This window comes from Nocardia sp. CC213A (assembly GCF_030766805.1).
Lineage (GTDB): Bacteria > Actinomycetota > Actinomycetes > Mycobacteriales > Mycobacteriaceae > Nocardia > Nocardia otitidiscaviarum.
The window spans coordinates 77,560-103,878 of sequence record NZ_JASFXA010000011.1; the positions used below are offsets into that span (position 1 = coordinate 77,560).

Here is a 26,319-nt window from a genome sequence, read left to right on the forward strand (position 1 = left end):
ACCCGTGACGACCGACTCGTCGAGCGAGGTGCGCGAGCTGGTCGCCGCTCGGCCGTATCCCGCGCGGTTCGCGCCCAAGGGCTCACGACTGTGGCGACTGCTCACCACCACCGATCCCAAACTGCTCGGGATCATGTACCTGACCACCGCGACCGCGTTCTTCCTCATCGGCGGCCTGATGGCGCTGCTCATGCGGGGCGAGCTGGCCCGGCCGGGGCTGCGATTCCTCTCACCCGAGCAGTACAACCAGCTGTTCACCATGCACGGCACCATCATGCTGCTGTTCTATGCCACCCCGGTGGTGTTCGGTTTCGCCAATGCGGTGCTGCCGTTGCAGATCGGGGCCCCGGATGTGGCGTTTCCACGGTTGAACGCGCTCAGCTACTGGCTGTATCTGTTCGGCGCGACCATGGCGACCGCCGGATTCGTCACCCCCGGCGGTGCGGCCGGGTTCGGCTGGACCGGCTACACCCCGCTGAGCCTGATGACGAACTCGCCCGGGGTGGGCGCGGATCTCTGGATCATGGGACTGGTCGTCTCGGGACTGGGCACCATCCTGGCCGCGGTCAATATGCTGACCACGGTGGTGTGCCTGCGCTGTCCGGGCATGACCATGTTCCGGATGCCGCTGTTCGTCTGGAATATCGTCGTCACCAGCGTGCTGGTGCTGCTCGCCTTTCCCATCCTCACCGCCGCGCTGCTGGCGTTGGCCTACGACCGGCATCTGGGCGGGCATATCTACGATCCCGCGAGCGGCGGCGCGGTGCTGTGGCAGCACCTGTTCTGGTTCTTCGGACATCCCGAGGTGTACATCGTCGCGCTGCCCTTCTTCGGCATCATCAGCGAGATCATCCCGGTGTTCAGCCGCAAACCGCTGTTCGGCTATGTCGCGCTGGTGTACGCCACCCTCGCCATCGGCGGACTGTCGGTGGCGGTGTGGGCGCACCACATGTACGCCACCGGTGCGGTGCTGCTGCCGTTCTTCTCCCTCATGACCTTCCTGATCGCGGTGCCGACCGGCGTGAAGTTCTTCAATTGGATCGCGACCATGTGGCGCGGGCAGCTGACCTTCGAAACCCCCATGCTGTTCGCGGTCGGCTTCATCGTCACCTTCCTGCTGGGCGGTCTGTCGGGAGTGATCCTCGCCAGCCCGCCGCAGGACTGGCATGTCACCGACACCTACTTCGTGGTCGCGCACTTCCACTACGTGCTGTTCGGCACCATCGTCTTCGCGACCTTCGCCGGGATCTACTTCTGGTTCCCCAAGCTCACCGGGCGGCTGTTGGACGAGCGCATCGGCCGCCTCCACTTCTGGACCACGCTCATCGGCTTCCACCTCACCTTCCTGGTGCAGCACTGGCTCGGTAACGAGGGCATGCCGCGCCGGTACGCCGACTATCTGCCCGACGACGGCTTCACCGCGCTGAACACGATCTCGACCATCGGATCGTTCGTGCTGGGCGTGTCGATGGTGGCCTTCGTCTGGAATGTGTTCAAGAGCTACCGGTACGGCCAGGTGGTGGGCGTGGACGATCCGTGGGGATCGGGCAATTCCCTCGAGTGGGCCACCACCTGCCCGCCACCGCGGCACAACTTCCACGAACTGCCCCGAATCCGTTCCGAGCGACCGGCTTTCGAACTCCACTATCCGCATATGCGCGAGCGCATGCGGGTGGAATCGCATGCGGGCAGCCGTTTCCGTGCGGGCGACGGCGAACACGACGAAGGCCCCCACGCCTAGGCGAGGGGGCCTTCGAATCGGAACGCGTCAGCCGCGCCGACGGTTCTTGAGCAGTTCCATCCGCTCCTGGAGCAGCTCCTCGAGCTCCTCCTTGCTGCGGCGCTCGAGCAGCATGTCCCAGTGGGTGCGCGGCGGCTTGACCTTCTTGGGCTCCTGCGTGGTGCCCTCGAGGAGCACGCCCTCCTGGCCGTTGCGGCACAGCCAGGTCGGCGGGATCTCGGCGTCGTCCGCGAACGGGACGTCGAATTCCTCCCCGTTGTCGGTCCGGTACCGCGCCATCCGACGCGGCGCCAGGTCGTGGTCGCGGTCGGTCTCGTAGCTCACCGCTCCGAGCCGACTGCCTCGGAGTACGCGATCTGCCATGGGTGCGGTCCCTTCTCGCCTGTCGGCAACGTTAACTCGGTGTCGACGCCTTACTGGAGCATCAACGCTTCGGTGGACGATTCGGTTCCCGTGGGGAGAACCCGACTATTCTACTCGCTGCGGCATCGGCCGGGTTATCGGCGTGCCCCTCGCCCATCCGGGCGGTGGTGAGCGCTACTCTCTCGACTCATGTCGCGCCGCCAGGGGTCGTCGTGTTTATGGTGTGGTCGGGAGATCGGCGAATCCGAGGTCGGGCGACGCCGACGATACTGCCGCCAGTCCTGCCGCCAGCGCGCCTATGAACATCGGAACAGCGTGAAGGGCACCGGAATTCCCGAGGACTCGGTGGTGCTGTCGGCGCAGGAGGTGTCGGATCTGTCCGACCGCTGGTTCGCCGCCCGCTGCGCCGCCGAGGATGTGGCCACCGCGGTCGCCGAGGGCGCCGATCACAGCGAACTGACCGCGCTCACCGCGCAATTGGTGGCCTTGGCCCGGGACGCCGAACGGCTGCGCTGAGCCGCTGTACGGGGCTGAGCCGCCGTACCGGAATGGGCACGGTCGGCGCGGCCTCGATCTCGGGCAGTACCGGCCGCGGGTGGCGTGCCCGGGCGCGCACCAGCGCGAGGGCGGCCACCGTCCCGGCCGCCAGGACGGCGAACGCGGCCAGGGTGGCGGCATCGGGGCGGGTCACCGGGTGCCCGCGCAGCGCCTGCCACAGCAGTACCGTCATCCATCCGGTGTAGGACAGCGCCAGCACGCCCACGATGCGGGCGCGGGTGCGTTCGGTGCGCAGCCACGGCACCCGCGGCGCGTAACGGGCGAGCAGGACCGCGGCCAGGATGAGCAATTGGATGCCGTGCATACCGAGGAAATGCGGGATGCGCAGGTCGCCGCCCTCGGTGCTCCAGCGCAGCACCGGCACTCCGGCGCCCACGCCGTCGCGCACCGGGGGATCGCCGGGCATGACGGTGTGGCCAGCGCCCAGTTCCACCGGACGGCCGTAAGCGTCGGTGACCCGCTGCGGGCCGGTGCCGCCGACCAGGTATGCCATCGCCATGCCCAGCACCGCGATCCCGAGTCCGGCCGAAATGGCCCGCGAGGTGGGGCGGTCGGTGACCCGCTGCCACGAAAGCAGCACCGCGATAACCAGGTTCGCGGCGAACAGGCCGAGCACCCCGGACATGAACACGGTCTGGCCGATGGTGTTGACGGCATCGGTCTGGTTGTTGAAGTGGCTGAAGGTGCCCCGCGCGGCCTGCACCACGATGAATCCGACGTCCACGATCCCGGTGACGGCGAACGCCGTGCCCATCCACCACGTGACCCGGCTGCCGCGGTGCGGGAACGACAGCAGCCATGCCAGGGTCGCGGTGTAGAGGACGAAGGCGAGTCCGAACTTGAACGGTTTCAACCAGATCGACTCGCCGAGCAGTCGACGGTCGTCGACGACCATGGCGCACAGGGTGACGACCACGAGGACGGCCATGACGGCCGTGCACGCCAGCAGTGGCCGATGCGGGCGGCGGGTGCGCGGTGTCGGGGGAGCGGCGGGCGAGGCGCTGAGCATGGGGCCGACGCTAGGGTCGGACGGCCGCGCGCCGGGTCACCCCACGGAGCCGTTCGCCTCTCGTACCCGGGTATGACGACGCCCCCGGCGGTACCGGGGGCGTCGTTGCTGTTCGTCGATACTGCTGTTCGTCGATACTGTTGTCCGCCGGATCGTTTCGGCAGCCCCTCATCGGCTGTCGATCCGCGGCGGCGGGGTGTGTCGCTAGCCGACGCTCACACCGCGGGCGGCCAGCCACGGGTGCGGGTCGATCGGACCGGCGTCGGTGTGCACCTCGTAGTGCAGGTGCGGGCCGGTCGAGTAGCCGCGGCTGCCGACGGTGGCGATCACGTCACCGGCGCGCACGTGCTGGCCGACCGACACCAGGATGTCCTGCATGTGGCCGTAGACGCCGATGGTGCCGTCGTCCTGCTGGATGCGCACCCACAGGCCGAAGCCCGAGGCCGGGCCGGCCTCGATGACGGTACCGTCGGTGACGGCGGCGATCGGCGCGCCGAAGCCGTCCGCGAAGTCCAGACCGGAGTGCATGGCACCCCAGCGCATGCCGTAACCGGAGCTGAGCGGGCCGGCGACCGGTCGCACGGTGCGCGGCCGGTGGTCCTGGGCCATCCCATTGAGCAGGTCGTCGATCTGCGGGGGAACGGGAATGAAATCGGGGATCTCGATGCCGCCGACATTGGCGACCGGACGGATCTCGTGGGCGGGCGCCTCCTGCTGCGGCGCGGCGGTGAGCTTCCCGGCGGGGGTGCCGTCGGCCTGCTGGTCGGCGGCGGCGAGTACGGACAGCGAGGCCCCGGCAATCGCGGTGACGGCCACGGCACGAGTTGCAGCGGCCCGGTACCGGCGCAGTGCGCGGCCCTTTGATAACGGAACGGTTACGGGCATGGCACGAACGTACGGGAGGTAAACCCCGGAACCGAAACCTTGTCGTTACCGTCACAGCGCCGCAAAAGCCCAGCTGATATGTCACAGCCTGATAACGACACGCCGGTAATTTCGAAATGACGTTGGGAAATGGCGAAACGAGCGATCTTGACCGACACGCCGTGCGGGGCACACACTATGTAAGTGCCTGCTAACGGAGTTCGGGTGCTGGTCGCGCTCGCCGACCCCACCCGCCGCACCATCTTCGAGGCCCTGCCGCAGGGGCCGCGCTCGGTCGGCGAACTCTCGGCGATCTCCGGGGTGAGCAGCTCCGCGGTGTCCCAGCACCTCAAGGTGCTGCGCGAGGCCCGCCTGGTGATGATGCGCGCGGCGGGCAACCGCCGCCTGTATTCCCTGGACCCGCGCGGGCTCGCCGACGCCCGCGACTATCTCGAGCAGTTCTGGCCCAGCGCCATCGCCGCCTACTCGGCGGCACTGTCCACGGCCAGCGCGGATATGGCGGAAGGCGAGAGTTAGGCCGCCCGCGTCGGTCAGCCGACCCGGCGATACGCCTGCGGGCCGCGCCGCTGTTCCATCCCGGGCGCGGGCCACGTCCGCTTGTGGAGCTGCTTGTCGACCGCAGTGATCACCTCGGTGGTGCCGATCTTCAGCAGACCCGGATCCGGGCTGGTGGCGTAGGGGTCGCCGAGCTGTCCGGCCCACAGCACCACGTGCCGGCCCAGCAGATGCGGCGGCGGGCCGCTGCGCGAGGGCGGATTGGGGCCGAACAACAGCACGGTCCGGGTGCCGAAGGCGGTGGCCAGATGTGCGACGCCGGTATCCCCGCACACCACCAGGGACGCCTCGGCGATCGTGGCGGCCAATTCGATGAGGTTCTGCTCCCCGGCGAGCACCCGTGAGACCGGCAGGCCCGCCCGGGTGGCGATCCCGAGGGCGATATCGCGCTCGAACTCGTCACCGGTGAGCACCACCTCGCGCCCCTGGACCAGCAGATGCCGGACCACGGCGGCGAAACGGTCCGGCGGCCAGCGGCGGGCGGGCGCGCCCGCGCCGACGTGCACCACCACGCAGTCGCGGTGGCTGGTGGTGGCGACCGGGGGTACCAGGCCCAGATTGCGACGGTCGGCGGTGATCCCGTCGGTCTCGAGCAGATGGCACCAGCGGTCCACATCGTGCATATCGGGTTCCCATTCCGGTCCCGGCAGGTCCGGGAAGGCGGGATTGCGGTAGGTGAGGATGCGTTCGGGTTTGGTGCGGATCAGCTCGACCAGGCCCTCGGGGCCGTGACCGTCCAGATTGACCGCCAGGGCGGGCGGCGGACCGTCCCAGCGCATCCCGGTCGGACCCGTGATCGGCACCATCTCGTCCACGGAGGCGATCAGATCCACGATCGGTTTCAACCGGTGCGGGGCCGCGAGTGCGATGTGGTCGCCGGGCCTGGCCCGGCGCAGCGCGCGCAGCGCCGGGACCGCGGTGAGGAGATCACCCAGTCCGCGTGCGCGTAGCACGAGTACAACCGCCACCCTCAACTCCTCCGACCGCGCTGGTGCCCATGCGTCCGACCCACCCCCGCCGCACACGGACCGATGTGAGCCACTTGGAGTGGACTACCCGGCCCGGCCCGGCGCGAAACGCGACATCGGCCTTGTTGTGGGGTTCCCGACACTCCGGTACGGGACCTCCGGTCTCGTACCGGAGTACTTGGGCCCTGGGGAGGCGGATTGTGCTCGTAGTTTGCTGTGCTGATCGACGGGACGACACGAAAGGGTGACGATAGTGAGCGCAGCTGCACACCGGGCGGGCCCCGGTCACCTTCCGGCGCGGCCGGGCGCGCGCGGAGGTCCTCGCTCGCCACGGTGGCGCCGTCGAACAGTTCGTGGCGCTCGGCCGTTCCCTCGATGCCGGTATCGGTGCGCGGAGGTCGGACCGTCCGTCCGTGACCGCCTGATCCGGTCGACGCGCCCATGCGTACTACCGACTGTCGTTGACCCCGGGCGATCAACTACCGTGTGTATCCATGGATTTCGTCTACAACCTCGTGGTCGTGGCACATCTGCTGGGCATGGCCGCGGTGGTCGGCGGCTACGCGGCCGGACAGCCGCGGGTGTCCGAGCTGATGGTGTGGGGAGCCCGCCTCCAGCTGGTCACCGGGGTCATCCTGGTCGGCCTCGCCGAATCGATCGATTCGCTCGGCAAGGATCCCAATATGACCAAGATCGGCATCAAGCTGGTGATCTCGCTCGCCGTGGCGGCCTTCGCCGAGATCGGGCGGGCCGACGCCAAGCGCGGCAAGGCGGTGCCGTGGATGACCCACGCCTCCGGTGGGCTGGCCGTCCTGAACGTGTTCATCGCCGCGCTCTGGACCTGATCGACGGCGTGCTCCACCGTCCGGCCCGGGGGCACGACGGCCCGGGCCGGACGGAATCCTGTCCGCTAACCGGCCGCGCGCAGGGGTTGCCGCCGATCGGCCGCGCGATCCAGCGCGACGCGCAGCCCCGTGCGGCCCTCGCGGTGGTAGGCCGCCCGCGCCCGCGGCATGATGCGCAGCGTCTCCGGGAGCAGCGGCCAGGTGCGCGCCACCGCGTGGCGGAAGGTGTCGAAGGCCAGCTGGTTGGCGCGGGTCCACCGGTAGCCGTACAGCTCGCGGATGTGCGGGGGCAGGGTGCCGACCAGCACGTGCCGCCACGCCTCGCTCGCGCTGGGCGCGAGAATCCGCCACAGTGCCGTCGGTAGCCACGGCTGCGGCATATCGGCCGCGCCGTCGAAGTAGTCGATGAGTGCGCGGGCCGACGGCGTCGGTTCCAGTACGTGCTCGACCGTGTGGTTCCAATAGTCGAGGAAGTCGTCGTAGGTGGTCGGGACGATGCGGGTCGACATACCGTACATGCCCCACCAGCGCAGCCCCTCCGCGTACACGGCGGCCTTCTCGTCCCGCGTGTAGGGCCGCCGCGCGAACAGGTCCCGGGCCCGCCACGCGGTGTCGATGAAGGTGGCGTGCGCCCAGAAGTAGGTGTGCGGGTCCAGGGCGTGATAGCGCTCCCCGGTGGGCATGGTGCCCTTGATATCGGAGTGGAAGTCGCGGATCCGCGCGGCGGTGCGCATCGCCTCGGGTCCGTCGAAGATCATGCCCTGGATCTGCGGCACCGACCGGAACAGCCGCTCCCACGGTTCGTTGAAGAAGTCCGAGTGTTGCTCCACGCCGCGTCCGAGCGAGGGGTACATGAGCTGGAGCAGGCCCTCCATGGGCGCGAGCAGGTATCCGCGCCGGTCGCCGTACGTCTCGTACAGCAGCGATCCGGGTCCGAAACGCGGTGCGTCCGTGTCCATGGCAACCTCCACATTGAGGATGAGAGAATTGGTGTCACTATCTCTCACTGGTGTGGGTGCGTCAAGCAGGCGATCCGGCCGCTGCCGAGGGTGTCGAACGTCGTGGAATTCGGTGTGGTGCCGAGGGGTTCGACAGCGGCGGAACCGGCGGGTCGGATGTGTTTCACGTGGAGCCGACTCGATGCCGTTGTGCGCGAAAGGCATTGCTGCACAGTGTGCATCGCCGCCGCGCCTGCCGGACGGAGCCGGCCCCGACCGATGGTTCGACCCTGCGCGGCAGGTCAGCGGCCGCTGTCGGTCGTGATCGAATGCTGGTGGCGGGCGAGGGCTGTGGCGATTTCGGACGCCACCACCGCTTGTCCGGCCATGGTGAGGTGGATGCGATCGGTGCTGAGCCAGTCGGGGCGAAGCCGCGCCGGATGCTCCCAGAACTCCGTCACGATGGCGTCGTGCCTGGCCGCGACCCCACGCGTGATCTCGGTGAAGGCCGCGAAACGCGGACGCAGTGAGCGCAACCGGTCGGTGAAGGCGTCGGCGAGGGTGAACAGCGACAGCCGCGCCCCCGTGGCCGCCAGTGCCGCGCACAGTTCGTCGAGATCGCTCTGCACGGTCGTGAGATCCGCATCGGGCTGGAACAGATCGTTGCCGCCGCAGCTGACGTGCACCAGATCCGGCGCGAAGTCGAGCACGCGCCGTAGTTGGCCGTCGCGGACCTCCCGGATGGTCGCGCCCATCACCCCGGTATTGAGGTACTCGGCCTCCGGATGAGCCGCGCGCAGCGCCCGTGCGAGACGCTCCGGCCACGGCACGGTGTCGTAGCCCGGCCACGGATCGCCGGTGCCCGCCGCGGTGGAGTCGCCGAGCACGGCGAACCGTCGCCACGGCAGCGGTGTGAGCAGATCGCGAATGGCCTCGGCGGACAGCACCATGGGGTCGTCGGCCTCGGTGCGCGGTTCGGTCGTCACGTGTCGATTCATCGGGTGGTCTCCTCGGTGCGGGTGGGGAGGGCCGCGAGGATCGCGGCGGCGAAGGCGATGGCGGCGCAGAGCGCGAAGAGGATATGGAAGGCGGTCAGCGGTGCGTCCGGATGGGCGGCGAACACCGCGGCCAGCATCGCGACGCCGAGCGCGCCGCCCGATTGGCGGGCGGTGAGGTTCATGCCGACACCGGCCGCGAAGTCCTGCGGCGGCAGCGCGCGGGCGGCCGCCGCGCCCAGCACCGTGACGATGAGCCCGATGCCGCCGCCGCCCAGCAGTCCGGCGGGCAGCCACGCGCGCCAGAGTTCCGGTGTGGTGTCCCAGAAATCGGTGCTCATGTACAGCGTCGAGGCGGCGAACAGCAGCGCGCCGAGCACCCCCAGCCAGCGCTGCGCGGTCTCGGATGCGCGCCCCGCCAGGACCGCGGTGATCATGGACGCGACCGCGCCGAAGGTCATGGCCCCCGCCGATTCCAGCACCGAGTACCGCCAGATGGCGTCGAGCCACAGCGGTCCGGCCAACAGCCAGGCGAACATGGCCGCGCCGAAGACGAACGAGACGGCGTTGACCAGTGCGTAGCGGTGGTTGCGCCACAGTCCGACCGCGATGGCCGGGCGGGCGCTGCGGCGCGACCGCAGCAGTGCGAACGCGAGGAGGGCGAGCCCGCCGAGTCCGGTGGCCGCGGTGCGCCCGTCGGTCCAGCCCCAGTGCTGTCCCTCGGTCACCGCGGCGACCAGCCCGCCGATGCCGAGCGCGGTCGCGAGGGTGCCGAGCGGATCGGGCAATCCGCCGTCGTGCCGGTCGGCAACCCCGGTGACGCGCAGTCCCGCCAGGATGAGCAGCGCGGCCACGGGCGCGTTGATGACGAAGATCGAACGCCACCCGAACCATTCGACGAGCGCGCCGCCGAGCGCGGGCCCGACCAGTGCGGCGAATCCGCTGGCCGCCGTCCACGCGGCGATGGCGACGCCGACCCGTTGGGGTGCGGTGACGGTGAGGACCAGGCCGAGTCCGGCCGGAATCATGAAGGCCGCGGTCATGCCCTGGAGGAATCTCGCGGCGAGCAGCCACCCGGCGGCGGGAGCCAGCGCGCACAGCACCGAGGTGAGGGCGAATCCGGCGATGGCCCAGAGGAATACGCGCCGCCGCCCGAGGGCGTCGGCGCAGCGCCCGGCCGGGGTGAGCAGGGCGGCGAAGGCCACCGCGTAGCCGCTGACCACCCAGGTGAGGGTGGTGGTAGCGGTGCCGGAGTAGTCCCGGGCGATGGCGGGGAAGGCGATATTGACGACCGAGAGGTCGAGGAAGGCGAGGAAGGCCGCGCCGCAGGCGACCAGCAGGGCGCGCCGGGCGGCGGCGGGTGGGGGAGCGGGTGTCGTGGCGGGTGTCTCGGCGGATCGAGCGGAGACATCGGTCATGGCGCTGAACTTTTCTGTGGGAGGAGCAAAACAGTACGTACGATCGTTCGTGTTTATGAAAAGTACGACCGATCGTGCGTTTGCGCAAGGGGAATGGAAGGATGAAGGCATGGCCGACCAGACGGAGATCTCCGATCAACGCTTGCTCAAGGGTGCGCGGGCTCGGGCGGCCATCGCACGGCACGCCGCCGACGTCGCCTCCGCGGAGGGGCTGACGGGATTGAGCCTCGGACGGCTGGCCGGCGATCTGGGGCTGAGCAAGAGCGGGGTCGCGACGCTGTTCGGCAACAAGGAGAAGTTGCAGCTCGCGGCCGTCCGGTCCGCGCGGGAGGTGTTCGTCGAGACCGTCGTGCGGCCCGCGCGATCCGAACCCGAGGGCTGGCCGCGCCTGCGTGCCCTGATCGGCAACTGGCTCGACTACGTGGACGAACCGGTCTTCCCCGGCGGCTGTTTCCGGGTGGCCGGAACCGTGGAATTCGACTCGCGGCCCGGTCCGGTCCGCGACGCGCTCGAGGCGGACCGCGCCGACTGGTTCACCGTGCTGGAACGTGAGATCCGGCGCGCCCAGGAACAGGGGCAGGTGACCGGGCGGGACCCACACCGGCTGGCCTTCCAACTCGACGCGCTGGTCGGCGCCGCCAATGTGGCCGCCCGCCTCGGCGACGAGACCGCCGTCCCCACCGCCCGCGCGATCATCGACGAACTGCTGGGTGCGACGCCGTAGCGGTGATGCGCCGCTGTGCCGTCGGACCGCGGTTCACCCCGGCCGGGGCCGGTCCGGTGAGGTGTATCCATCGCGGGGACCGGCGATCGGGTTCGGCTCCGGCTCAGCTCGGTGGCGAGCGTCCGGTGTGCCCGCCGCGTCCGGTGTGCCCGCGGCGGATCAACGCCGGTCAGGCCGCGCGCGGGGCGTACATGATCACGGCCACGCCGAGCAGGCAGATGAGCGCGCCCGCGAGATCCCAGCGGTCGGGGCGGTAGCCGTCGGCCACCATCCCCCAGGCGAGTGATCCCGCGACGAAGACACCCCCGTAGGCGGCCAGGATACGGCCGAAGTTCGCATCCGGTTGCAGGGTGGCGACGAAGCCGTACAGGCCGAGCGCGATCACGCCCGCCCCCATCCACACCCAGCCGCGGTGTTCGCGCACGCCCTGCCAGATCAGCCACGCGCCACCGATCTCGGCGATCGCCGCCAGCCCGAACAGCAGAATCGAACGCAGGACGGTCATGAGCACGCATTGTACGGGCCGAGGCCGACGTGCTCGGCGTGTGGGGCGCACGCCGCGCAGACCTGCGATGGACTCCCGGTTACGAGGTTCGCCCCGAGGGGCCGGTGCGCGACGGGGCCGGCCGCACGGAGTCGCCGCACTCGCTGCCACGATGCAGCGGGTGCGGCGACCCGTTCACGCCTCGAACAGCGGCTGGCCCAGATATCCACCGGGCGCGGGCACACCCGGCGGGATGGCGAACACCGCCGATCCGATCGGCGTCGTCCACTGGTTGAGCGCGTCGAATTCGGCCAGTCGCTGCTGCACCGGCAGAAACTGGGCGTCGATATCACGCTGGAAGCAGGCGAACAGCAGTCCCGAATTCGAGACGGTTCCGGGTGCGGGCGCGTCGTCGTAGTTGTAGCCGCGGCGCAGGAACCGTTCCCCGTCATGGGTGTGATGGGCGCGGGCGATATGCGAGGACGGCGGGATCACCGGAATACCGGTGTCGTCGACGGCCTCGAAATCGGCCTCGTCGAATTCGCGGGTACCGGTGAGCGGCGCGCCGTTCGACACGCGGCGGCCGACCGTGAGCTCCCGGGCGTCGTCGTCGAGTTCGTCCCAGGTGTCGAGGTTCATGGCGATACGGCGCAGCACCATGGAGGTGCCGCCCGCCAGCCATGCCCGGCGCGCACCGTCGTCCCACACCAGGCGGTCCATATCGACGCCGGGTGCGATATTGACGGTGCCGTCCACCTGCCCCATGAGATTGCGCATGGTCTGCCCCGCGGACGCGTTGCGGAATCCGCGCTGCACCCACCGCACCCGCACCAGCGAGGTGACGTTCTTGCACAGCACCCGCACCGCATGCGAGACCGTGGTGGCCTCGTCCGCGCAGATCTGCAGCAGCAGGTCGGCCCCGGTGTAGGCGTCCTCCAAGCGGTCGATGGTGAACGGCGGCAAGGGTTTCAACCAGTCCGGCCGCCGGTGTTCGAGCCCGGCGGCGGTGAACAGGCCGGGGCCGAATCCGACGGTGACGGTCAGCCGGGCGGGACGGACCGCCAGTTCCGCCTCGGTGTCGGCCAGCGCGGGCCGCCCCTGGGTGAGGCGTTGCGCGTCGTCGGTCCAGATCCGCAGCAGGCCGACGATGTCGTCACGGTCCACCCCGGGGGCGAAGTCGAGTCCGACGAACGCCGCGTGATCCTGCGGTGCGGTGGCGATACCGGCCTGGTGTACACCGAGGAACGGCACCGTCGCGGTGGCCGGATCGGCGTGGTGTTCGCGATGGGCGAGCGTGGCCGCACCCCACCCGAGTCCGGCGGCACCGGCCGCCGCGGCGCCGCCGCCGAGCAGCCGTCGCCGCGAGAGCCGGGTGGGGCGCGGTAGCGGCCGCTCAGCCACCGTGCGCGGGGGCCGTGGTCGCACCCGACGGCTCGTAGTTCTCCTTACCGCCCACGAAGTCGCGCACCTGCGCGGAGACGGTGGTGCTGGAACCGTCGGCGAAGGTGAGCGTGATCGGCGTTTCCGCGCCGGTGCGCAGCGGCTCCTTCAGCCCGATGAACATCAGATGCTCACCGCCCGGCTTCAGCGTGGCCGACCCGTGCGCGGGAATGGTGAGCCCGCCTTCCTTCTCGCGCATGGTCTTGTCGCCCTGGGCGTCGGCGACCACCTCGTGGATCTCGACCGTGTTCGAGGCCGGACTGGACGCCGCCACCAGCGTGACGTCCTGATCGCTCGAATTCTCGAGCACGCCGAACGCGGCGGACATCCCGCTGTCGGCGGCCTTGATCCACTGATCGCTCATCCGCACCGCGTCGGCGGACGCGGCCGGGGCGTCGGAGGAGGACGAGGACGAGGAACAGCCCAGGGGCAGCAGGGCCAGCGCGGAGACGGCGGCCACCGCGCCCAGGCGGCGGACCCGACCGGTCGCCCGGGTGCGGGCAGGGGGGAATGTCGCCCGGCTGCGGGCAGGAGAGAGTACGGACATGACGGAACTCCGATCGTCGAGGGAAGAGTGATTCGCTCCGGCGAGAACCGCCACGATCCGACGAGGTATCGCGCCGCGGGGTCGGGCCGCCGATGCGTGACCGCATTCGACGCCGCTCAGCCGTCGGCGCGTGACATCCGAATCCAAAGGGGGGACCGCGTGGTCACGCGGGAGCGAGAGGGAGGCGTACCCGCCACGGCGGCCCCCGGCGTCCGACTCCGGAACTCACCAGCAGTCGCGCCGGTACCGGCCGCTGATCGAAGGCGACGGGCAGTACCCGTCCGGGTGCCACCGGCATCGGCCCGAGTGCGACGATGAACCGGCGCACGCTCGTCACGGCGCGCCGCAACCCCACCTCGGCCGCCCGAATCGCGAACGCGCCGACCGGAATCGCCACCAGATGCGCCGCCACCATGGCCGCGCTCGGCCCGTGCTGATGCTGCTGCGGGGCCAGCGACAGCGCTTCGTGCCCGACGCTCTGCCCGACCGCCAGCATGCCCATGGTCGACAGCACCCCGGCCCGTGGCCGCACCGAGGCCACCACCACGCCGATCAGCCCGCACGCCACGATCAACAGCGCCAACGCCGACCCCCCGACGTCGGTGCTCCCACCCCCGAGCCCGTGGGCCGCCACGGCCACCGCCCCCGACGCCGTACCGACGGCGGCCCCTCGCAGGCGCGCGGCGTGATCGGTCGGTGACAGCACCCGAACATGCTACCGACCTCGCCACTGTCGACTTCACGGCAGGCCGACCCGGCCGGTCTTCCGGCTTGACACCGTTATTTTACTCAATAATCATTGAGTCAATGAATGCTGAGCGATTGTGGTCGGTGGAACGGCGTGCCGATGTGCACGCCGCACTGGCCGACGCCACCCGGCTGCGCATCGTGGATGCCCTGACCGCCGGAGATATGTCGTCCTCGGAGCTGTGCGCGCTACTGTCGATCCCGACAAACCTGATGGCACACCACCTGAAGGTGCTCGAACGCGCGGAACTGCTCGAACGCGGGCGGTCCGAGGGGGATCGGCGGCGCAGTTATCTGCGGCTGGTGCCCGGGTTCGAGGGGAGGCTGCTGCCGCGTGCAGGCTATGCGGCGGCGCGGGTGGTGTTCGTGTGCAGCCGCAATACGGCGCGGTCACAGTTGGCGGCGGCCGCCTGGGCGCGCCGCAGCACCGTGCCGGTGGTCTCCGCGGGGACCCATCCCGCCGAACGCGTGCATCCGGGCGCGGTGGCCGCGGCCCGGCGACATCGGCTGCCGTTGCGACCGCGACGGCCACGCGGCGTCGACGGACTGCTGCGCTCCGGTGACCTCGTCATCGCCGTCTGCGACAACGCGCACGAGGAGCTGCCCGCCGAGATCGAACGCCTGCACTGGTCGATCCCGGATCCGGTGCGGACAGGCACGGACGCGGCCTTCGATCACGCACTGGACCTGATCGCCGACCGGATCGAGCGCATCGCCGACACCGTCGCACCCGCCGCGGCCGATCCGCATCCCTGACGTCCAACCACCCCTCACCATCGGAGCCCGTCATGACCGAATCTCCCCTCGCCGCAGCGGCACACCGGCGCGCGGATCTGTCCATCGACCAGCAGTTGGCGCTGAAAACCGCCGCGACCCGACTGCACGACGATTTCGCCACCATGTTCGGCGTGGAGACCATCGAACGGTTCCTGCACTCCTCCTACGACCAGTTCGCCGGGCATGCGACCGTGGTCAACTTCCTACCTCTGCTGGCGGAACGGTTCGCGCGACAGCGGTTGCGGGCGCTCGCTCGCGTGGAGGGCAGGATCGCCGACGGCAAACCCACCGTGCTGTTCCTGTGCACGCACAATGCGGGCCGCTCCCAGATGGCGCTGGGCTGGTTCACCGAGCTGGCCGGGGACGATGCCGTCGCCTGGTCGGGTGGTTCCGAACCCGGCCGCGAGATCAACCCGGCGGCCGTCGCGGCCATGGCCGAGGTCGGCATCGACATCTCCGGCGAGTTCCCCAAACCGTGGACCGAGGAGATCGTGCGCGCGGCCGATGTCATCGTCACCATGGGCTGCGGCGACGCCTGCCCGGTCTATCCCGGCCGCCGCTACGAGGAATGGGTGCTCGACGATCCGGCCGGTGCCGATGTCGCCGCGGTTCGACCGATCCGCGACGAGATCGAGCAGCGGGTGCGGCGGCTGCTCGCCGAACTCGGTGTCACCGTCGCGGACCGCCGCACCTAGCGTTGCGCGTCGAGTGCCCCCGCACGCTGGGTCACCGGCGGATGCGGGCGGACCGGGGTGAGGGTGGGGCGTTTGGCGGTGATGACGTCGCCGGAGGAGCGGCCGCGCAGCCGACGCGCCACCCAGGGCGCGAAATGGTAGGCGGTCCAACGGAATTCGGCGGCGAGCAGGGCGTCGACCCCGCGGCGTTCCGGGGGGAGCGGGTTCCGCCACGTGCTGTCCGCGCCGGGCAGGCGCAAGGTGTCGGCGAGGGCACGGGCGACCAGGTCGTGGCCGAGCGGGCTCAGATGCAGGCGGTCCTCGGCCCAGACCCGCCGATGGGTGGTGGCGGCCACCGGTTCGAAGTCCACCAGGGTGGTGGCGTGGCGGGCGGCCAGGGTGCGCACGGCGGCGTTCATGGCGCGGATGCGGCCCGACAGCGGGCGCGCGATCGGGGTGGTCGCGCCGATGTCCGGGTAGGTGAAGGTGACCACATGCGCGCCGGCCGCCCGCAGCGCGGTGATCATGGCCTCGATGTCGGCGAGGGCCGCGTCCATGGCGAAGAACGGTCGCACCAGGTCGTTCATCCCGGCCATGACGGTGGCCAGATCGGGGCGCAGGGCCAGCGCGGGGGCGAGTTGTTCGGCGCGGATGCGGGCCGCCAGCCGACCGCGCACGGCCAGATTGGCGTAGTGCACGTCCGGTGTGCTCGCGGCGAGCAGGGTCGCAAACCGGTCGGCCCAGCCGCGGAATCCGCCCGTACCGTCGGGGTCGCCGATCCCCTCGGTCTGGCTGTCTCCCAGGGCGACGAAGCGGGTGAAGGGTGTTGGCGCGTGGAGTGTCCGGTCCATCGTCGCTCCTTCGAAGCGGGTGCGCGAACAGAATACGCAGGCGAGGGCGACATCGTCTCCACAAGATCTTCACATGCGGTGCGAACCATCTCCACGGCGACTGCATAGGGTCACCTGCATGGAACAGCAGCAGCGAGGCGGGCGGCGCATCCTCGTGGTGGAGGACGAGCCGACGATCGCGGAATCCATCGCGGTGCGGTTGCGCGCCGAGGGGTTCACCGTGGACCTGGCCCACGACGGGCCGGCTGCGGTGAGCAGCGCCGAACGTCTGGACCCGGATCTGATCGTGCTCGATGTCATGCTCCCCGGCTTCGACGGGCTGGAGGTGTGCCGGCGGGCGCAGGCGCGGCGGCCGGTGCCGGTGCTCATGCTCACCGCCCGCGCCGACGAGACCGATATGCTCGTCGGCCTCGGCGTCGGCGCGGACGACTACCTGACCAAACCGTTCTCCATGCGGGTGCTGACCGCGCGCGTGCACGCGCTGCTGCGCCGCGTGGACCGCACCGCCGAGCGCGGCGCCACCATCCTGGTCGGCGATCTGCGCATCGATGTCGACCAGCGACGGGTGTGGCGCGCGGACGCCGAAACCCAGCTCACCCCACTGGAATTCGAACTGCTGGTGCACCTCGCCCGCCGCCCGCGCGCCGTACTGGCCCGCGAACGGCTGCTCAGCGAGGTGTGGGGATGGGCCGACGCCTCCGGTACCCGCGCGGTCGACAGCCATATCAAGGCCCTGCGCCGCAAACTCGGCGCGGATCTCATCCGCACCGTGCACGGTGTCGGGTACGCGTTGGAGGCGCGATGAGTCGCATCGGCGCGAGCTGCGCGGCCGGATGGGGCGTCGACCCGGCGCGTCTGCGCGTGACCCGCCGGGTCGTCGTGCGCTACCGCTCCGGTGTCGATGCCGCTGCCACCGACGCGACGCCCCCCGAGACCCCTGCCACGGGTGGAGCGCCCCGTGAACCCGTTGCCACCGGTGGGTCGCCCCGTGATACCGCTGCCACGTGTGGAGCGGCCTGTGATATCGCTACCACGGGTGGATCGCCCCTCGAGACCCCTGCCACGGGTGGGTCGCCCCGTGATACCCCTGCCACCGGTGGATCTCCCCGTGATACCGGCGGCACCGGCGTCGGCGCTGCCGACCCAACCGCCGCGGACGCATCGCCGCCGGGAAGCGATCCCGGAGCGGATTCGCCCCGCCGCACCGGGGCGTCGCGGGTGTGCGCGCGTCCGCGCCGGGAACGGGCGCGGTCGTGAGTAGCGCGGCGCGGCTGCGGGAGTTCACCGACCGGCTGGGGGAGCGGCTGCCGCGCCCGCTGGACCGGGTGCGGTCGATCAAGCTGAAGCTCGCGATTCTGATGGTCGGTTCGGGTGCGGTGGCGTTCGGGTTCTTCGCGGTGCGCATCGGCTGGCTGCCGCCGCGCACCACCATCGCCGCGACCCTGATGGCGCTGGCCCTGTCCCAGGTGCTGGCGCACGGGATGACGCGCCCGCTGCGGGAGATGACCGCCGCCGCCAAACGCATGGCCCAGGGCGACTATTCGCGGCGGGTCCGCGCCACTTCCCGGGACGAGGTGGGGCAGTTGGCGGAGGCGTTCAACCAGATGGCCGCCGATCTCGCCGCCGCCGACCAGCAGCGCCGCGACTTCATCGCCAATGTGTCGCATGAGCTGCGCACCCCGATCACGGCCCTGGGCGCGGTGCTGGAGAACCTGGTGGACGGCGTCTCCGAACCCGATCCGGCGACCCTGCGCACCGCCCTCGCCCAGACCGAGCGGTTGAGCCTGCTGGTCTCGGAGCTGCTCGCGCTGTCCAGCGTGGAGGCGGGCGCGGTGCGACTGGATATCGAACGGGTTCCGCTCGCCCCGCTGGTGAAGGAGGTCGTCGCCGAGGCCGAGGTGGTCGCCACCGCCGTCGACCGCGACACCCGCTTCACCGTCGACGTGGACCCCGACCTCACCGTCCTCGCCGATCCGGCCCGCCTGCACCAGGTGCTGATCAACCTGTGCGACAACGCCATCCGGCACGGTCCGGTCGGCGGTGAAGTGCGGATCAGCGCGCGGGCGGGCCGCGGCCAGCTCACCATCGAGGTCCGCGACGACGGCCCCGGCATCCCCCCGGCGCAGCGCTCCCGCATCTTCGAACGCTTCACCCGCGGCGGCGCCACCGACGGCGGCGGCACCGGCCTCGGTCTCGCCATCGCCCGCTGGATCGTGGACCTGCACGGCGGCACCATCACCGTCGCCGACCCGGGCTCCCGCATCCGCATCACCCTGCCCGACCCCCGCCTCACCACAACCGACTGACCCACACCCGACCGCGAACCCGCCGCAACCTCGCGTCCGGGGCGGTCCCGCACACCCTGGGAGGGGATATCCGTGCCGGAGAATCCAGCCGACGACAGCTCGACAGTGCCTGTCGAACAGAATGACTCGACCGCATCCGGAAACGGTCGCGAGACCGCCGCCGCCGAGCCGACCGTCGTCGCCACGACCGAATCGGACGGAGACCGGATCGTCGGTGCGGCGGCGGTCGAGCGGCATGCCGCATCGGCGGACGACGCAGAACGCTCCGGCACGGCAGATCGATCCGGCATGCGGTCCGCAGGCGCCCCCGTCGACGCGGTCCGCCGCCGCGACCCGGTGACCGCGGTCGATCCGGGCGGCGATGCGGAGGCCGCGACCGGTACACCCGAGGCCGGACCGTCCACGACCGATGAGGTGACTGCGGCGGGGCCGATCGCCGCGACGGACTCCGTCACCGCACACGCAGCTCGCGCCGACTCACCGCCCGCCACCGGTGCGGCGACCGGACATCGCCCCGCGGTGGGCACTCCCGCATCGAACAGCGGTACGGGCGTCACCGGGACCGCGGTCGACTCCGCCGCGAAGCAGCCCCCGACCGTCGCCCGGGTGGCGTTCCCGCGGGGCGTTCTGTCCGCCACGGCCCTGAGCGGTGTGGCGGCGGCGCTGTTCATCCCGGTGGACCGTCCGGGCATCGGCTGGCTGCTCACGGGAGTGATCGTCGCGGCCGCCATCGTCACGGTGGACTACACGGCGCGGCGTTCGGCGAACCGGTCCGCGCGGACGACCGGCGAGGGTGCGCTCGCCGATACGGTGATCGAAGCCGTGGAGCGTGCCCCGGAATCCGACGCCTCGACAATCACGGCCCAGCCGAAATCAGCCGAAACGCCGGGGTCCGCCGTGCGGGTTGCCGATTCCGAGCACCCACCCGCCGCTCCACCCGTGAGCGGTGCGGCCACTCGCACCGCCGACGGGACGGCGACTTCATCGAACGTTGCTGAAACCCGCAGGCGCACAACAACTCCCACATCTGGCGGTGAGCAGGCCGAGGTTGGGGCGAGCGCATCACCGTTCCGGTTCGGGGCGCGGGTGTGGTGGTCGGCGCTCGCGCTGGCGCTGCTGGCGGTCGGCGCGTTCCGCGCCTCGGAATGGCTGTTCATCCTGTGTGTCCTCACCGCCGGAGTGGTCGCCTCCCTGGCCGTGGTGCGACGCTCCGCGCACGGTGTGGTGTTCGAGATGGCGGCCGTGCCGCTGACGGCGATGCTGTTCGCGGTGCCGTGGCTGTATCACGGGGTGACGCGGGTGCGGCGGGCGCGGATGTCCTCGCAGCAGCGGGTGTGGTGGTCGGCGCTGGTGACCGTCGCACTGCTGGTGGTGTTCGTGCCGCTGCTGGCGGGCGCGGACGCGGTCTTCGCGACCCTGGTGGACGGTGTGCTGCCCAGTATGGACGCGGCCGAGCTGTGGCGGTGGGTGCTGCTGTTCCTGCTCGCGGCGCTGGGCACGGCGGGTGCGCTGTACCTGCTGGCGGCCCCGCCCCCGGCCGCGGGCACGGTGGTGCGGCAGCGGGTGTCGCGGCGGCTGACACGGCTGGAGTGGACGCTGCCGGTGGGCGCGCTGACCATCCTGTTCGCGGTGTTCGTGGGCACCCAGCTGGCCGTGCTGTTCGGCGGTGACGACTATGTGCAGCGCACCGCCGACCTCACCTACGCCGAGTACGCGCGCAGCGGATTCTGGCAGCTGTCGGCGGTCAGCGTCCTCACCCTCGCCGTCATCACGGTCGTCCAGCGATGGGCCGCCCGCGACACCGGCGCCGACCGGGCCTGGCTGCGGGCCGCACTGTCGGCGGTGAGCGTGCTGACCCTGGTGATCGTGGCGTCGGCGCTGTCGCGCATGTGGACCTATCAGCAGGCGTACGGATTCACCGTGCTGCGACTGCTGGTGGAGGTGTTCGAACTGTGGATCGCCGCGGTCTACCTGCTGGTGCTGGCCAGCCTGGTGCGGCTGCGGCAGGGATGGCTGCCCCGCGCGGCGGTCGGCGCGGCCGCCGCCACCCTGCTGGCGCTGGCGATCATGAATCCGGAACGGTTCATCGCCGACCGCAATATCGACCGCTGGGAAGCCGGAAAGAGCCTGGACACCGACTACCTGAACGATCTGTCCGCCGATGTGCTGCCCGCCGCCGACCGCCTCCCCGACGCGCTGCGCCGCGAAGTGGTGGCCCCGATCGTGCTGCGACTCGACGAGGACGGCTGGCGGGACTGGAACCTGTCCCGCGCCCGCGCCCGGTAGTCCACCGTCTCAGGTGTGCCGCGGCGATGCGGCGTAATTCGGGGTGAGCGCGGTGACCGAGCCCAGCCAGCGGTCGTCGCGCCGGACGAAGACGTTCGTGGCCCACTCGTCGGCCGCGAACGGCTGCCCCTGCCACGCGCCCGCGTTGGTGCCATGCGTAATGGCCACCGCCGCATCGCCGAACACCCGGACCTCCAGCACCTCGAGCGCCATGGCGGTGTGCACCAGATCGCCCGCCGCGACCAGCGCGAGGAACCGGTCACGGTGCCCGATGCCGCCCTCGGGCCCCAGCAGCAGCCAGTCGGGGGTGGCGAACCGGCCGATCCGCTCGGCGTCGTTGTCGACGATGGCGCTCGCCCAGTCGTCCATGATCGACTGGAATTCTCGTGTGGGATCCATACGACGAGCATCGCGCCGGGCCCGACCCGCTGGCTTGGACGAATGGGAACCGGCTACTCGCGCAGGCGTCGCAGCAGTGCCAGCGCGGTCTCGCGCATCGGGTCGACCGAGCGGGTGACGTACATGAGATCGACGAAGAAATCGTCGAACCCGGCGGCCGCGACCTCCGTGACAGCTCGGACGATGAGCTCCGGATCGGTTCCGGCCGCCACATTGACCCGCACGGTCGTCCCGATGGCCGCCGAATCGCGCCCCGCCGCCGCGGCGGCCCGCTCGATCACCGTGCGCGACTCGGCCAGCCGCGCACCCCAGCCGGGCGGACCCGGCACCGGCAATACCGGCAGCCAGCCGTCCGCCCGTCGTCCGATCCGCGCCAACCCCTCCGGACTGAACGCGCCCAACCAGATCGGCGGCCGCGGCCGCTGCACCGGCCGCAGCTCACTGCGATGCGACGGCACGCTCACATACCGGCCCGCATAGCTCGCCGGGTCCGTGGTCCAGATGGCCTCCAGCGCGTCCAGAGTCTCGTCCAGACGCGCCCCGCGCCGCGTGAACGGCACCCCCGCCGCCGCGTACTCCTCCGGCGACCAGCCGATCCCGAAACCGGGCACCAGTCTCCCGCCGCTGGCGATATCCAGGGTCGTCAGCGACCGAGCCAGCAGGGCCGGCCGATACAGCGGCGCGATCAGCACATTCGTGCCCAGTCGCACCCGGTCGGTGGCCGCGGCCGCCAACCCCAGCAGCAGGAACGGATCGAGCACCGCGTTGAACTCCGCCGGAATGGTGTCCGCGCCCGCGTACCCCACCGTCGGATGCGTGGCGGCGATGAGCCGTTCACCCACCCACAGACTGTCCGCCCCCGCCGCCTCCAACTCGGCCGCGAACCCGGTCACCCGCGCGGCCTCCCGTGCCTGCGGACCGTATTGGGGAAGTGCGAAGCCGACTTTCACTACTCCTGGATACCAGAGCCCGCACCCCGCGAACCGGACCTCGATACCCGCCTCTCCCGCTCAGCGCACCGGCGGCAGGGCGATGAGCCGATCGAGCACCAATGCCGCCGCGGCCGCCATCCCCGCGGCCGTCGGATGACACGGCGCGCCGGGATAACGCCGACCCGGCAGCGGCACATAGAAATCGATCGTCCACGCGTCCGGGGAGCCCGGCGGATGCGCCAAGCTCGGCGTCCGCACATCGATCGACTCCGCCCCGGCCCGCACCGCCGCGGCCTCGGTGCGCGCCGCCAACTCCTCGGCGAGCACCCGATAGGTGCGGTCCACCACGCTGTCGCGCGGCGACTCCGGCCCGACCACGGACAGATAGTTCACCACCAGCACCCGCGCCCACGGCGCCCGCGCCTGCACCGCCTCCAGCACTTCCACGATCCGCTCCTCGACACCGTCGACCCGCCGCAGCGCCGTCTCGGCGTCGGCGGCGCGCGCCACCGCGGGCAGCAGCCGCAGCGGTGCGGGCGCACGCCGCGCCAACAGGTACTGGGTGAGCCCGATATCGTTGCCGCCCACGGTCACCGTCACCAGATCGGTATCCGGCCGCACGGCCGTCAACTGCGGCGGCATACCGAACAGTGAATCCCGCAGAATATGGTCACAGGTGGCCCCGCTGCACGTCGCGTCGGTCAACTCCAGCCCCGCCGCCGCGGCCACCAGCTGCGGATAGTTCCCACGCGACCGCCCCACCCGCCGCGACACCCCCGGTGCACGCGGCGCGATCCCCGGTCCGGCCGCGAACGAACTGCCCAGCGCCACATAGTTCTTCCCACGCCACGCCCCGGTCCTACGGGCCGCCTCTTCGAACATCCGTCACCTCATCTCACGGCCGGGCACTCCCTCGACACCCGATCCCGACCAATCCCGCAGCCTGACGGTCCGCGCCCGGAAGCGCAAGTGCGCGCCCCGCGACCCCTTCCGCCTCCGGCGCACCCCCGGCACCGAGAGTCGTTGCGCCACAGGACGGACCGATTCGTCCGGCCTACCCGAGAATTCCCGACCGCGACCAACCCGTCCCCGGCAACCCCGCCTGTCCAGGCGTTTCTGCGCGATCGCGCGACCTCCTGGAGGATGGCGGACGTGGGGGATCACAAACAACGCATGCTCCGCGGCGAGCTCTACCGCGACAACGACCCCGAACTCGTCGCCGAACGCCAGCACTGCCAGCGGCTGCTGGACACGTACAACGCCACCGGCGCGGGCGAGGACGAACAACGCCGCGCCCTGCTGGCGGAACTGCTCGGCGAGATCGGCGCGGGCTCCTGGATCATGCCGCGCTTCCAATGCGACTACGGCTCACTCATCCGCATCGGCGCCAACAGCTTCCTCAACTACGACGCGATCATCCTGGACTGCGCACCCGTCACCATCGGCGACGACGTGTCCATCGGCCCGCGCGCGCAACTGCTCACCGCCCTGCACCCGATGACCGACCACGACCTGCGCCGCCAACGCTGGGAGACCGCCGCGCCCATCACCATCGGCGACAATGTGTGGCTCGGCGGCGGCGTCATCGTCTGCCCGGGGGTGAGCATCGGCGCGAACACCGTGATCGGCGCGGGCAGCGTCGTCACCCGCGACATCCCCGAACGCGTCTTCGCCGCGGGCAACCCCTGCCGCGTCATCCGGACACTCTGACGTCGCCGCGCCGCCACCGAACCTTCCCAGCCGCTGAACCGCACCCAAGCCGCTGAGCCGTGCCCGGGCCACCGAAACGCGCCCGAGCCGCTGAACCGCGCCCGGACGGGGAATCGGTGCCGAACGGAATCAGTACCGAACGCGGCGGGTCCCGGATACGCGCGCACGCACCCGGGACTCAGCCGGTCACAACCTCACTCCGCCAATCCGGCCAGCTCCGCGCACACCCGGTACAGCTCCCGCGCCGTCGCGTCGTCCTGCGCGGCACGCGAGGGCGCCTTCACCCGATTGCGCTGGAAATAGCACCCCGACACCGCCGCCACATCCGGATCGGTCGCCAGATAGGTGAGCGCCTCCGCCCCCTGCTCCGGGGTGATCATGAAGATGCGCTTGACCAACTCCATGGCGGGCTTGACGAACCACGGCGCCTCATCCCAGATATGGGTGGCGACCGCGCCCGGATGGAAGGCATTGGCGGTCACGCCCGTACCCCGCAACCGCCGCTCCAGATCCCGCACGTACAGGATGTTCGCCAGCTTCGACGCCCCGTACGCCCGCGCCCCGGTGTATCCGCGCCGCAACCCGAGATCGTCCAGCTTCACCTGCGAGCCGTAGTGCATGACCGAGGAGGTGAACAGGATCCGTGCGGGGGAGGAGTGCAGCAGCAGATCCATCAGCAGTTCGGTGAGCAGGAAACCGGCCAGATGATTGACCGCGAACGTGGTCTCGAAACCGTCCTCGGTCTCGGTGCGCCGCAGGTGAAAGCCGCCCGCGTTGTTCGCCAGCACATCCAGCCGGGAATAGTTGGCCTGCACGGTCTTCGCCAACCGCCGCACCTGCGCCAGACTGCCCATATCGCACTCGAGGGTGTCGACCGCGCCCGCCCCGCACTCCCGCACCGAAGCGGCCGTCGCCGACAGCTTCTCGGGATTGCGGCCGACGAGGACCAGATGATGTCCCTGGGAGCCGAGCTGCCGCGCCGCAGCCAGACCGATCCCTGACGTAGCCCCTGTGATCAGGATCGTTTTCATGCCCGCCCACCCTGCCATATCGACGCCGCGCTGTCTTCCTGCCGCGGTAGCATTCCGAAGCCGCCCCATTGCGAAAAAGATTGCCCCACAACACTCTAACGCGACAGCGGGGCAGCGCGCCCGCACTCGAGGCGGCGGGATCGGTCAATCGCGCGCCACCGAACCGCGCCCGCGACCCGCCACCCAACCGGCCCATTGCCCGAAAGCTCCCACCCCCGCCGAACCCGGTCGTACCGTAGAACGATGGAGCCGGTACTGGTCACCGGTGCCGCCGGGGGACGCCAAGGATCCACCGGCCGGCACCTCACCGCACAACTGCTCGGCCGCGGCGTCCCCGTCCGCGCCCTGATCCACACCGACGACGAACGCGCCGCCCCGCTGCGCGCCCTCGGCGCCGACGTCCGCGTCGGCGACCTGCGCGACCTCGAGACCGTTCGCGCCGCACTCGACGGCATCCGCGCCGCCTACTTCACCTACCCCGTCATCGACGGCTTCGTCGACGCCGCCGGCGCCTTCGCCGTCGCCGCCCGCGAGACCGGCGTCGAACGCGTCGTCGCCGTCTCCCAACTCGCCGCCGGACCCCAGGCCCTCACCCCGCGCATGCGCCAACACTGGGTCGTCGAACAAATCCTCGACTGGGCCGGAATCGGCGCCATCCACCTGCGCGCCGCCGTCTTCCACGAGAACCTCGCCCGCATCGCCGACACCGGCGACGGCGACCTGCTCACCCTCCCCATGGGCCCCGACACCACCACCCTGCCCCTGGTCGCCGCCGCCGACGTCGCCCGCGTCGCCGCCGGACTGCTCGCCGATCCCACCGCCGAGGCCGAACCGGTCATCCTCCTCACCGGCGACATCCAAACCATCGGCGACGCCGCCCGCACCCTCGGCCGCGGCTACCGCGACATCGACCCCGACACCTGGCACCGCTGGGCCCTCGACTTCTACGGCAGCCCGCACGCCGCCGCCCACCTCACCAAACTCTGGGAGATCTTCCGCCTGCTCGGTGAGGGCACCGGCCTCTACCAGATCACCCCCGCCATCCAGCAGTACGGCGGCCACCCGCCCACCACCCTCGCCGACTACGTCGCCCACCGCACCCGCTCCCACTGACACCATGTGACCACCGTCACCGC

General features: G+C 70.8%; 28 protein-coding genes. 12 read left to right on the forward strand and 16 right to left on the reverse strand.

Annotated elements, in window-relative coordinates:
- Positions 1 to 4 precede the first annotated feature (4 nt).
- Complete coding sequence (ctaD, locus tag QJS31_RS20950) at positions 5 to 1,741, forward strand: cytochrome c oxidase subunit I (protein ID WP_282780800.1); 1,737 nt, start codon at positions 5 to 7, stop codon at positions 1,739 to 1,741.
- Positions 1,742 to 1,768: 27 nt separating this feature from the next.
- On the opposite strand, the gene QJS31_RS20955 is transcribed toward ctaD, so the two are convergent.
- Positions 1,769 to 2,104: an RNA polymerase-binding protein RbpA gene (locus QJS31_RS20955; protein WP_029927898.1), complete on the reverse strand. Its 336-nt coding sequence runs from the start codon at positions 2,102 to 2,104 to the stop codon at positions 1,769 to 1,771.
- A 189-nt stretch (positions 2,105 to 2,293) separates the two neighbouring features.
- On the opposite strand from QJS31_RS20955, the gene QJS31_RS20960 reads away from it, so the two are divergent.
- A complete protein-coding gene (locus QJS31_RS20960) occupies positions 2,294 to 2,620 on the forward strand; it encodes a hypothetical protein (protein ID WP_282780797.1) in 327 nt (108 codons plus the stop codon).
- On the opposite strand, the gene QJS31_RS20965 is transcribed toward QJS31_RS20960, so the two are convergent.
- Both QJS31_RS20965 and QJS31_RS20970 read right to left on the reverse strand, forming a co-directional pair.
- Entirely contained in the window at positions 2,571 to 3,671 is a 1,101-nt protein-coding gene (locus QJS31_RS20965; RefSeq protein ID WP_306357480.1) for a hypothetical protein, read from the reverse strand. The two genes, QJS31_RS20960 and QJS31_RS20965, sit on opposite strands and share 50 nt — an antisense overlap.
- Positions 3,672 to 3,875: 204 nt before the next feature.
- Positions 3,876 to 4,556: a M23 family metallopeptidase gene (locus tag QJS31_RS20970; RefSeq protein WP_052373053.1), complete on the reverse strand. Its 681-nt coding sequence runs from the start codon at positions 4,554 to 4,556 to the stop codon at positions 3,876 to 3,878.
- 183 nt (positions 4,557 to 4,739) lie between these two features.
- On the opposite strand from QJS31_RS20970, the gene QJS31_RS20975 reads away from it, so the two are divergent.
- The gene (locus QJS31_RS20975; protein ID WP_282784780.1) at positions 4,740 to 5,072 is read left to right on the forward strand and encodes a helix-turn-helix transcriptional regulator; all 333 of its coding nucleotides are present in this window, start codon (positions 4,740 to 4,742) and stop codon (positions 5,070 to 5,072) included.
- Positions 5,073 to 5,086: 14 nt separating this feature from the next.
- On the opposite strand, the gene QJS31_RS20980 is transcribed toward QJS31_RS20975, so the two are convergent.
- Positions 5,087 to 6,079, reverse strand: a complete 993-nt coding sequence (locus QJS31_RS20980; protein ID WP_306357481.1) for a glycosyltransferase family 9 protein — start codon at positions 6,077 to 6,079, stop codon at positions 5,087 to 5,089.
- A 494-nt stretch (positions 6,080 to 6,573) separates the two neighbouring features.
- On the opposite strand from QJS31_RS20980, the gene QJS31_RS20985 reads away from it, so the two are divergent.
- Positions 6,574 to 6,924 carry a hypothetical protein gene (locus QJS31_RS20985; RefSeq protein WP_282784784.1) on the forward strand — a complete coding sequence of 117 codons (351 nt, stop codon included), beginning with the start codon at positions 6,574 to 6,576 and terminating at the stop codon, positions 6,922 to 6,924.
- A gap of 65 nt (positions 6,925 to 6,989) precedes the next feature.
- Here QJS31_RS20985 and QJS31_RS20990 read toward each other — a convergent pair whose 3' ends face one another.
- The 3 genes from QJS31_RS20990 to QJS31_RS21000 all read right to left on the reverse strand — a co-directional run bounded on the left by QJS31_RS20990 (position 6,990) and on the right by QJS31_RS21000 (position 10,275).
- The gene (locus QJS31_RS20990) at positions 6,990 to 7,883 is read right to left on the reverse strand and encodes an oxygenase MpaB family protein (protein ID WP_306357482.1); all 894 of its coding nucleotides are present in this window, start codon (positions 7,881 to 7,883) and stop codon (positions 6,990 to 6,992) included.
- Positions 7,884 to 8,164: 281 nt separating this feature from the next.
- On the reverse strand, positions 8,165 to 8,860 hold the full coding sequence (locus QJS31_RS20995) for an SGNH/GDSL hydrolase family protein (protein WP_306357483.1): 696 nt from the start codon (positions 8,858 to 8,860) through the stop codon (positions 8,165 to 8,167).
- A complete protein-coding gene (locus QJS31_RS21000; protein WP_306357484.1) occupies positions 8,857 to 10,275 on the reverse strand; it encodes an MFS transporter in 1,419 nt (472 codons plus the stop codon). The genes QJS31_RS20995 and QJS31_RS21000 overlap by 4 nt, the downstream gene beginning before the upstream one ends.
- Before the next feature lie 109 nt (positions 10,276 to 10,384).
- Here QJS31_RS21000 and QJS31_RS21005 point away from each other — a divergent pair, with 109 nt between their 5' ends.
- A complete protein-coding gene (locus tag QJS31_RS21005; RefSeq protein WP_282784792.1) occupies positions 10,385 to 10,999 on the forward strand; it encodes a TetR/AcrR family transcriptional regulator in 615 nt (204 codons plus the stop codon).
- 169 nt (positions 11,000 to 11,168) lie between these two features.
- Here the strand turns inward: QJS31_RS21005 and QJS31_RS21010 are convergent, their stop codons facing one another.
- From QJS31_RS21010 to QJS31_RS21025, 4 genes are all read right to left on the reverse strand, one after another.
- Entirely contained in the window at positions 11,169 to 11,504 is a 336-nt protein-coding gene (locus QJS31_RS21010) for a YnfA family protein (protein WP_282784794.1), read from the reverse strand.
- A 174-nt stretch (positions 11,505 to 11,678) separates the two neighbouring features.
- Complete coding sequence (locus QJS31_RS21015; protein ID WP_372341624.1) at positions 11,679 to 12,884, reverse strand: Dyp-type peroxidase; 1,206 nt, start codon at positions 12,882 to 12,884, stop codon at positions 11,679 to 11,681.
- Entirely contained in the window at positions 12,877 to 13,470 is a 594-nt protein-coding gene (locus QJS31_RS21020; protein ID WP_306357486.1) for a copper chaperone PCu(A)C, read from the reverse strand. Before QJS31_RS21020 ends, QJS31_RS21015 begins: the two co-directional genes overlap by 8 nt.
- 163 nt (positions 13,471 to 13,633) lie before the next feature.
- Positions 13,634 to 14,176 (reverse strand): hypothetical protein, encoded by a 543-nt coding sequence (locus QJS31_RS21025; RefSeq protein ID WP_282786365.1) that lies wholly within the window; start codon positions 14,174 to 14,176, stop codon positions 13,634 to 13,636.
- A 101-nt stretch (positions 14,177 to 14,277) separates the two neighbouring features.
- On the opposite strand from QJS31_RS21025, the gene QJS31_RS21030 reads away from it, so the two are divergent.
- Both QJS31_RS21030 and QJS31_RS21035 read left to right on the forward strand, forming a co-directional pair.
- Positions 14,278 to 14,973, forward strand: a complete 696-nt coding sequence (locus QJS31_RS21030; protein WP_306357487.1) for a helix-turn-helix domain-containing protein — start codon at positions 14,278 to 14,280, stop codon at positions 14,971 to 14,973.
- A 32-nt stretch (positions 14,974 to 15,005) separates the two neighbouring features.
- Positions 15,006 to 15,689 carry an arsenate reductase ArsC gene (locus QJS31_RS21035; RefSeq protein ID WP_306357488.1) on the forward strand — a complete coding sequence of 228 codons (684 nt, stop codon included), beginning with the start codon at positions 15,006 to 15,008 and terminating at the stop codon, positions 15,687 to 15,689.
- Here QJS31_RS21035 and QJS31_RS21040 read toward each other — a convergent pair.
- On the reverse strand, positions 15,686 to 16,519 hold the full coding sequence (locus QJS31_RS21040; protein ID WP_306357489.1) for an SGNH/GDSL hydrolase family protein: 834 nt from the start codon (positions 16,517 to 16,519) through the stop codon (positions 15,686 to 15,688). The genes QJS31_RS21035 and QJS31_RS21040 overlap by 4 nt on opposite strands.
- Before the next feature lie 118 nt (positions 16,520 to 16,637).
- On the opposite strand from QJS31_RS21040, the gene QJS31_RS21045 reads away from it, so the two are divergent.
- The 3 genes from QJS31_RS21045 to QJS31_RS21055 all read left to right on the forward strand — a co-directional run bounded on the left by QJS31_RS21045 (position 16,638) and on the right by QJS31_RS21055 (position 21,111).
- The gene (locus tag QJS31_RS21045; RefSeq protein WP_282785917.1) at positions 16,638 to 17,324 is read left to right on the forward strand and encodes a response regulator transcription factor; all 687 of its coding nucleotides are present in this window, start codon (positions 16,638 to 16,640) and stop codon (positions 17,322 to 17,324) included.
- 448 nt (positions 17,325 to 17,772) lie between these two features.
- The gene (locus QJS31_RS21050) at positions 17,773 to 18,825 is read left to right on the forward strand and encodes an ATP-binding protein (RefSeq protein WP_282785918.1); all 1,053 of its coding nucleotides are present in this window, start codon (positions 17,773 to 17,775) and stop codon (positions 18,823 to 18,825) included.
- A 105-nt stretch (positions 18,826 to 18,930) separates the two neighbouring features.
- A complete protein-coding gene (locus QJS31_RS21055; protein ID WP_306357490.1) occupies positions 18,931 to 21,111 on the forward strand; it encodes a DUF4153 domain-containing protein in 2,181 nt (726 codons plus the stop codon).
- 9 nt (positions 21,112 to 21,120) lie between these two features.
- Here the strand turns inward: QJS31_RS21055 and QJS31_RS21060 are convergent, their stop codons facing one another.
- From QJS31_RS21060 to QJS31_RS21070, 3 genes are read right to left on the reverse strand one after another with little or no spacing between them, the layout of a single operon-like run.
- A complete protein-coding gene (locus tag QJS31_RS21060; RefSeq protein ID WP_282786655.1) occupies positions 21,121 to 21,510 on the reverse strand; it encodes a nuclear transport factor 2 family protein in 390 nt (129 codons plus the stop codon).
- Between the two features lie 53 nt (positions 21,511 to 21,563).
- On the reverse strand, positions 21,564 to 22,460 hold the full coding sequence (locus QJS31_RS21065) for a TIGR03619 family F420-dependent LLM class oxidoreductase (protein WP_306357491.1): 897 nt from the start codon (positions 22,458 to 22,460) through the stop codon (positions 21,564 to 21,566).
- 60 nt (positions 22,461 to 22,520) lie between these two features.
- On the reverse strand, positions 22,521 to 23,324 hold the full coding sequence (locus QJS31_RS21070; RefSeq protein ID WP_306357492.1) for an SGNH/GDSL hydrolase family protein: 804 nt from the start codon (positions 23,322 to 23,324) through the stop codon (positions 22,521 to 22,523).
- Positions 23,325 to 23,585: 261 nt separating this feature from the next.
- Between QJS31_RS21070 and QJS31_RS21075 the strand changes: the two genes are divergently transcribed.
- Positions 23,586 to 24,152, forward strand: a complete 567-nt coding sequence (locus QJS31_RS21075; RefSeq protein WP_372341620.1) for a sugar O-acetyltransferase — start codon at positions 23,586 to 23,588, stop codon at positions 24,150 to 24,152.
- Positions 24,153 to 24,346: 194 nt separating this feature from the next.
- Here the strand turns inward: QJS31_RS21075 and QJS31_RS21080 are convergent, their stop codons facing one another.
- Complete coding sequence (locus QJS31_RS21080) at positions 24,347 to 25,183, reverse strand: SDR family oxidoreductase (protein ID WP_306357494.1); 837 nt, start codon at positions 25,181 to 25,183, stop codon at positions 24,347 to 24,349.
- 243 nt (positions 25,184 to 25,426) lie between these two features.
- Here QJS31_RS21080 and QJS31_RS21085 point away from each other — a divergent pair, with 243 nt between their 5' ends.
- Positions 25,427 to 26,296 (forward strand): NAD(P)H-binding protein, encoded by an 870-nt coding sequence (locus tag QJS31_RS21085; RefSeq protein ID WP_306357495.1) that lies wholly within the window; start codon positions 25,427 to 25,429, stop codon positions 26,294 to 26,296.
- Positions 26,297 to 26,319 lie beyond the last annotated feature (23 nt).

Bases quoted from the DNA above. Each gene is read 5' to 3' on its own strand.
- QJS31_RS20955 (WP_029927898.1), bottom strand. From the start codon at position 2,104: ATGGCAGATCGCGTACTCCGAGGCAGTCGGCTCGGAGCGGTGAGCTAC.
- QJS31_RS20960 (WP_282780797.1), top strand. From the start codon at position 2,294: ATGTCGCGCCGCCAGGGGTCGTCGTGTTTATGGTGTGGTCGGGAGATC.
- QJS31_RS20965 (WP_306357480.1), bottom strand. From the start codon at position 3,671: ATGCTCAGCGCCTCGCCCGCCGCTCCCCCGACACCGCGCACCCGCCGC.
- QJS31_RS20970 (WP_052373053.1), bottom strand. From the start codon at position 4,556: ATGCCCGTAACCGTTCCGTTATCAAAGGGCCGCGCACTGCGCCGGTAC.
- QJS31_RS20985 (WP_282784784.1), top strand. From the start codon at position 6,574: ATGGATTTCGTCTACAACCTCGTGGTCGTGGCACATCTGCTGGGCATG.
- QJS31_RS20990 (WP_306357482.1), bottom strand. From the start codon at position 7,883: ATGGACACGGACGCACCGCGTTTCGGACCCGGATCGCTGCTGTACGAG.
- QJS31_RS20995 (WP_306357483.1), bottom strand. From the start codon at position 8,860: ATGAATCGACACGTGACGACCGAACCGCGCACCGAGGCCGACGACCCC.
- QJS31_RS21000 (WP_306357484.1), bottom strand. From the start codon at position 10,275: ATGACCGATGTCTCCGCTCGATCCGCCGAGACACCCGCCACGACACCC.
- QJS31_RS21005 (WP_282784792.1), top strand. From the start codon at position 10,385: ATGGCCGACCAGACGGAGATCTCCGATCAACGCTTGCTCAAGGGTGCG.
- QJS31_RS21010 (WP_282784794.1), bottom strand. From the start codon at position 11,504: ATGACCGTCCTGCGTTCGATTCTGCTGTTCGGGCTGGCGGCGATCGCC.
- QJS31_RS21020 (WP_306357486.1), bottom strand. From the start codon at position 13,470: ATGTCCGTACTCTCTCCTGCCCGCAGCCGGGCGACATTCCCCCCTGCC.
- QJS31_RS21030 (WP_306357487.1), top strand. From the start codon at position 14,278: ATGAATGCTGAGCGATTGTGGTCGGTGGAACGGCGTGCCGATGTGCAC.
- QJS31_RS21035 (WP_306357488.1), top strand. From the start codon at position 15,006: ATGACCGAATCTCCCCTCGCCGCAGCGGCACACCGGCGCGCGGATCTG.
- QJS31_RS21040 (WP_306357489.1), bottom strand. From the start codon at position 16,519: ATGGACCGGACACTCCACGCGCCAACACCCTTCACCCGCTTCGTCGCC.
- QJS31_RS21045 (WP_282785917.1), top strand. From the start codon at position 16,638: ATGGAACAGCAGCAGCGAGGCGGGCGGCGCATCCTCGTGGTGGAGGAC.
- QJS31_RS21060 (WP_282786655.1), bottom strand. From the start codon at position 21,510: ATGGATCCCACACGAGAATTCCAGTCGATCATGGACGACTGGGCGAGC.
- QJS31_RS21070 (WP_306357492.1), bottom strand. From the start codon at position 23,324: ATGTTCGAAGAGGCGGCCCGTAGGACCGGGGCGTGGCGTGGGAAGAAC.
- QJS31_RS21075 (WP_372341620.1), top strand. From the start codon at position 23,586: ATGGCGGACGTGGGGGATCACAAACAACGCATGCTCCGCGGCGAGCTC.
- QJS31_RS21080 (WP_306357494.1), bottom strand. From the start codon at position 25,183: ATGAAAACGATCCTGATCACAGGGGCTACGTCAGGGATCGGTCTGGCT.
- QJS31_RS21085 (WP_306357495.1), top strand. From the start codon at position 25,427: ATGGAGCCGGTACTGGTCACCGGTGCCGCCGGGGGACGCCAAGGATCC.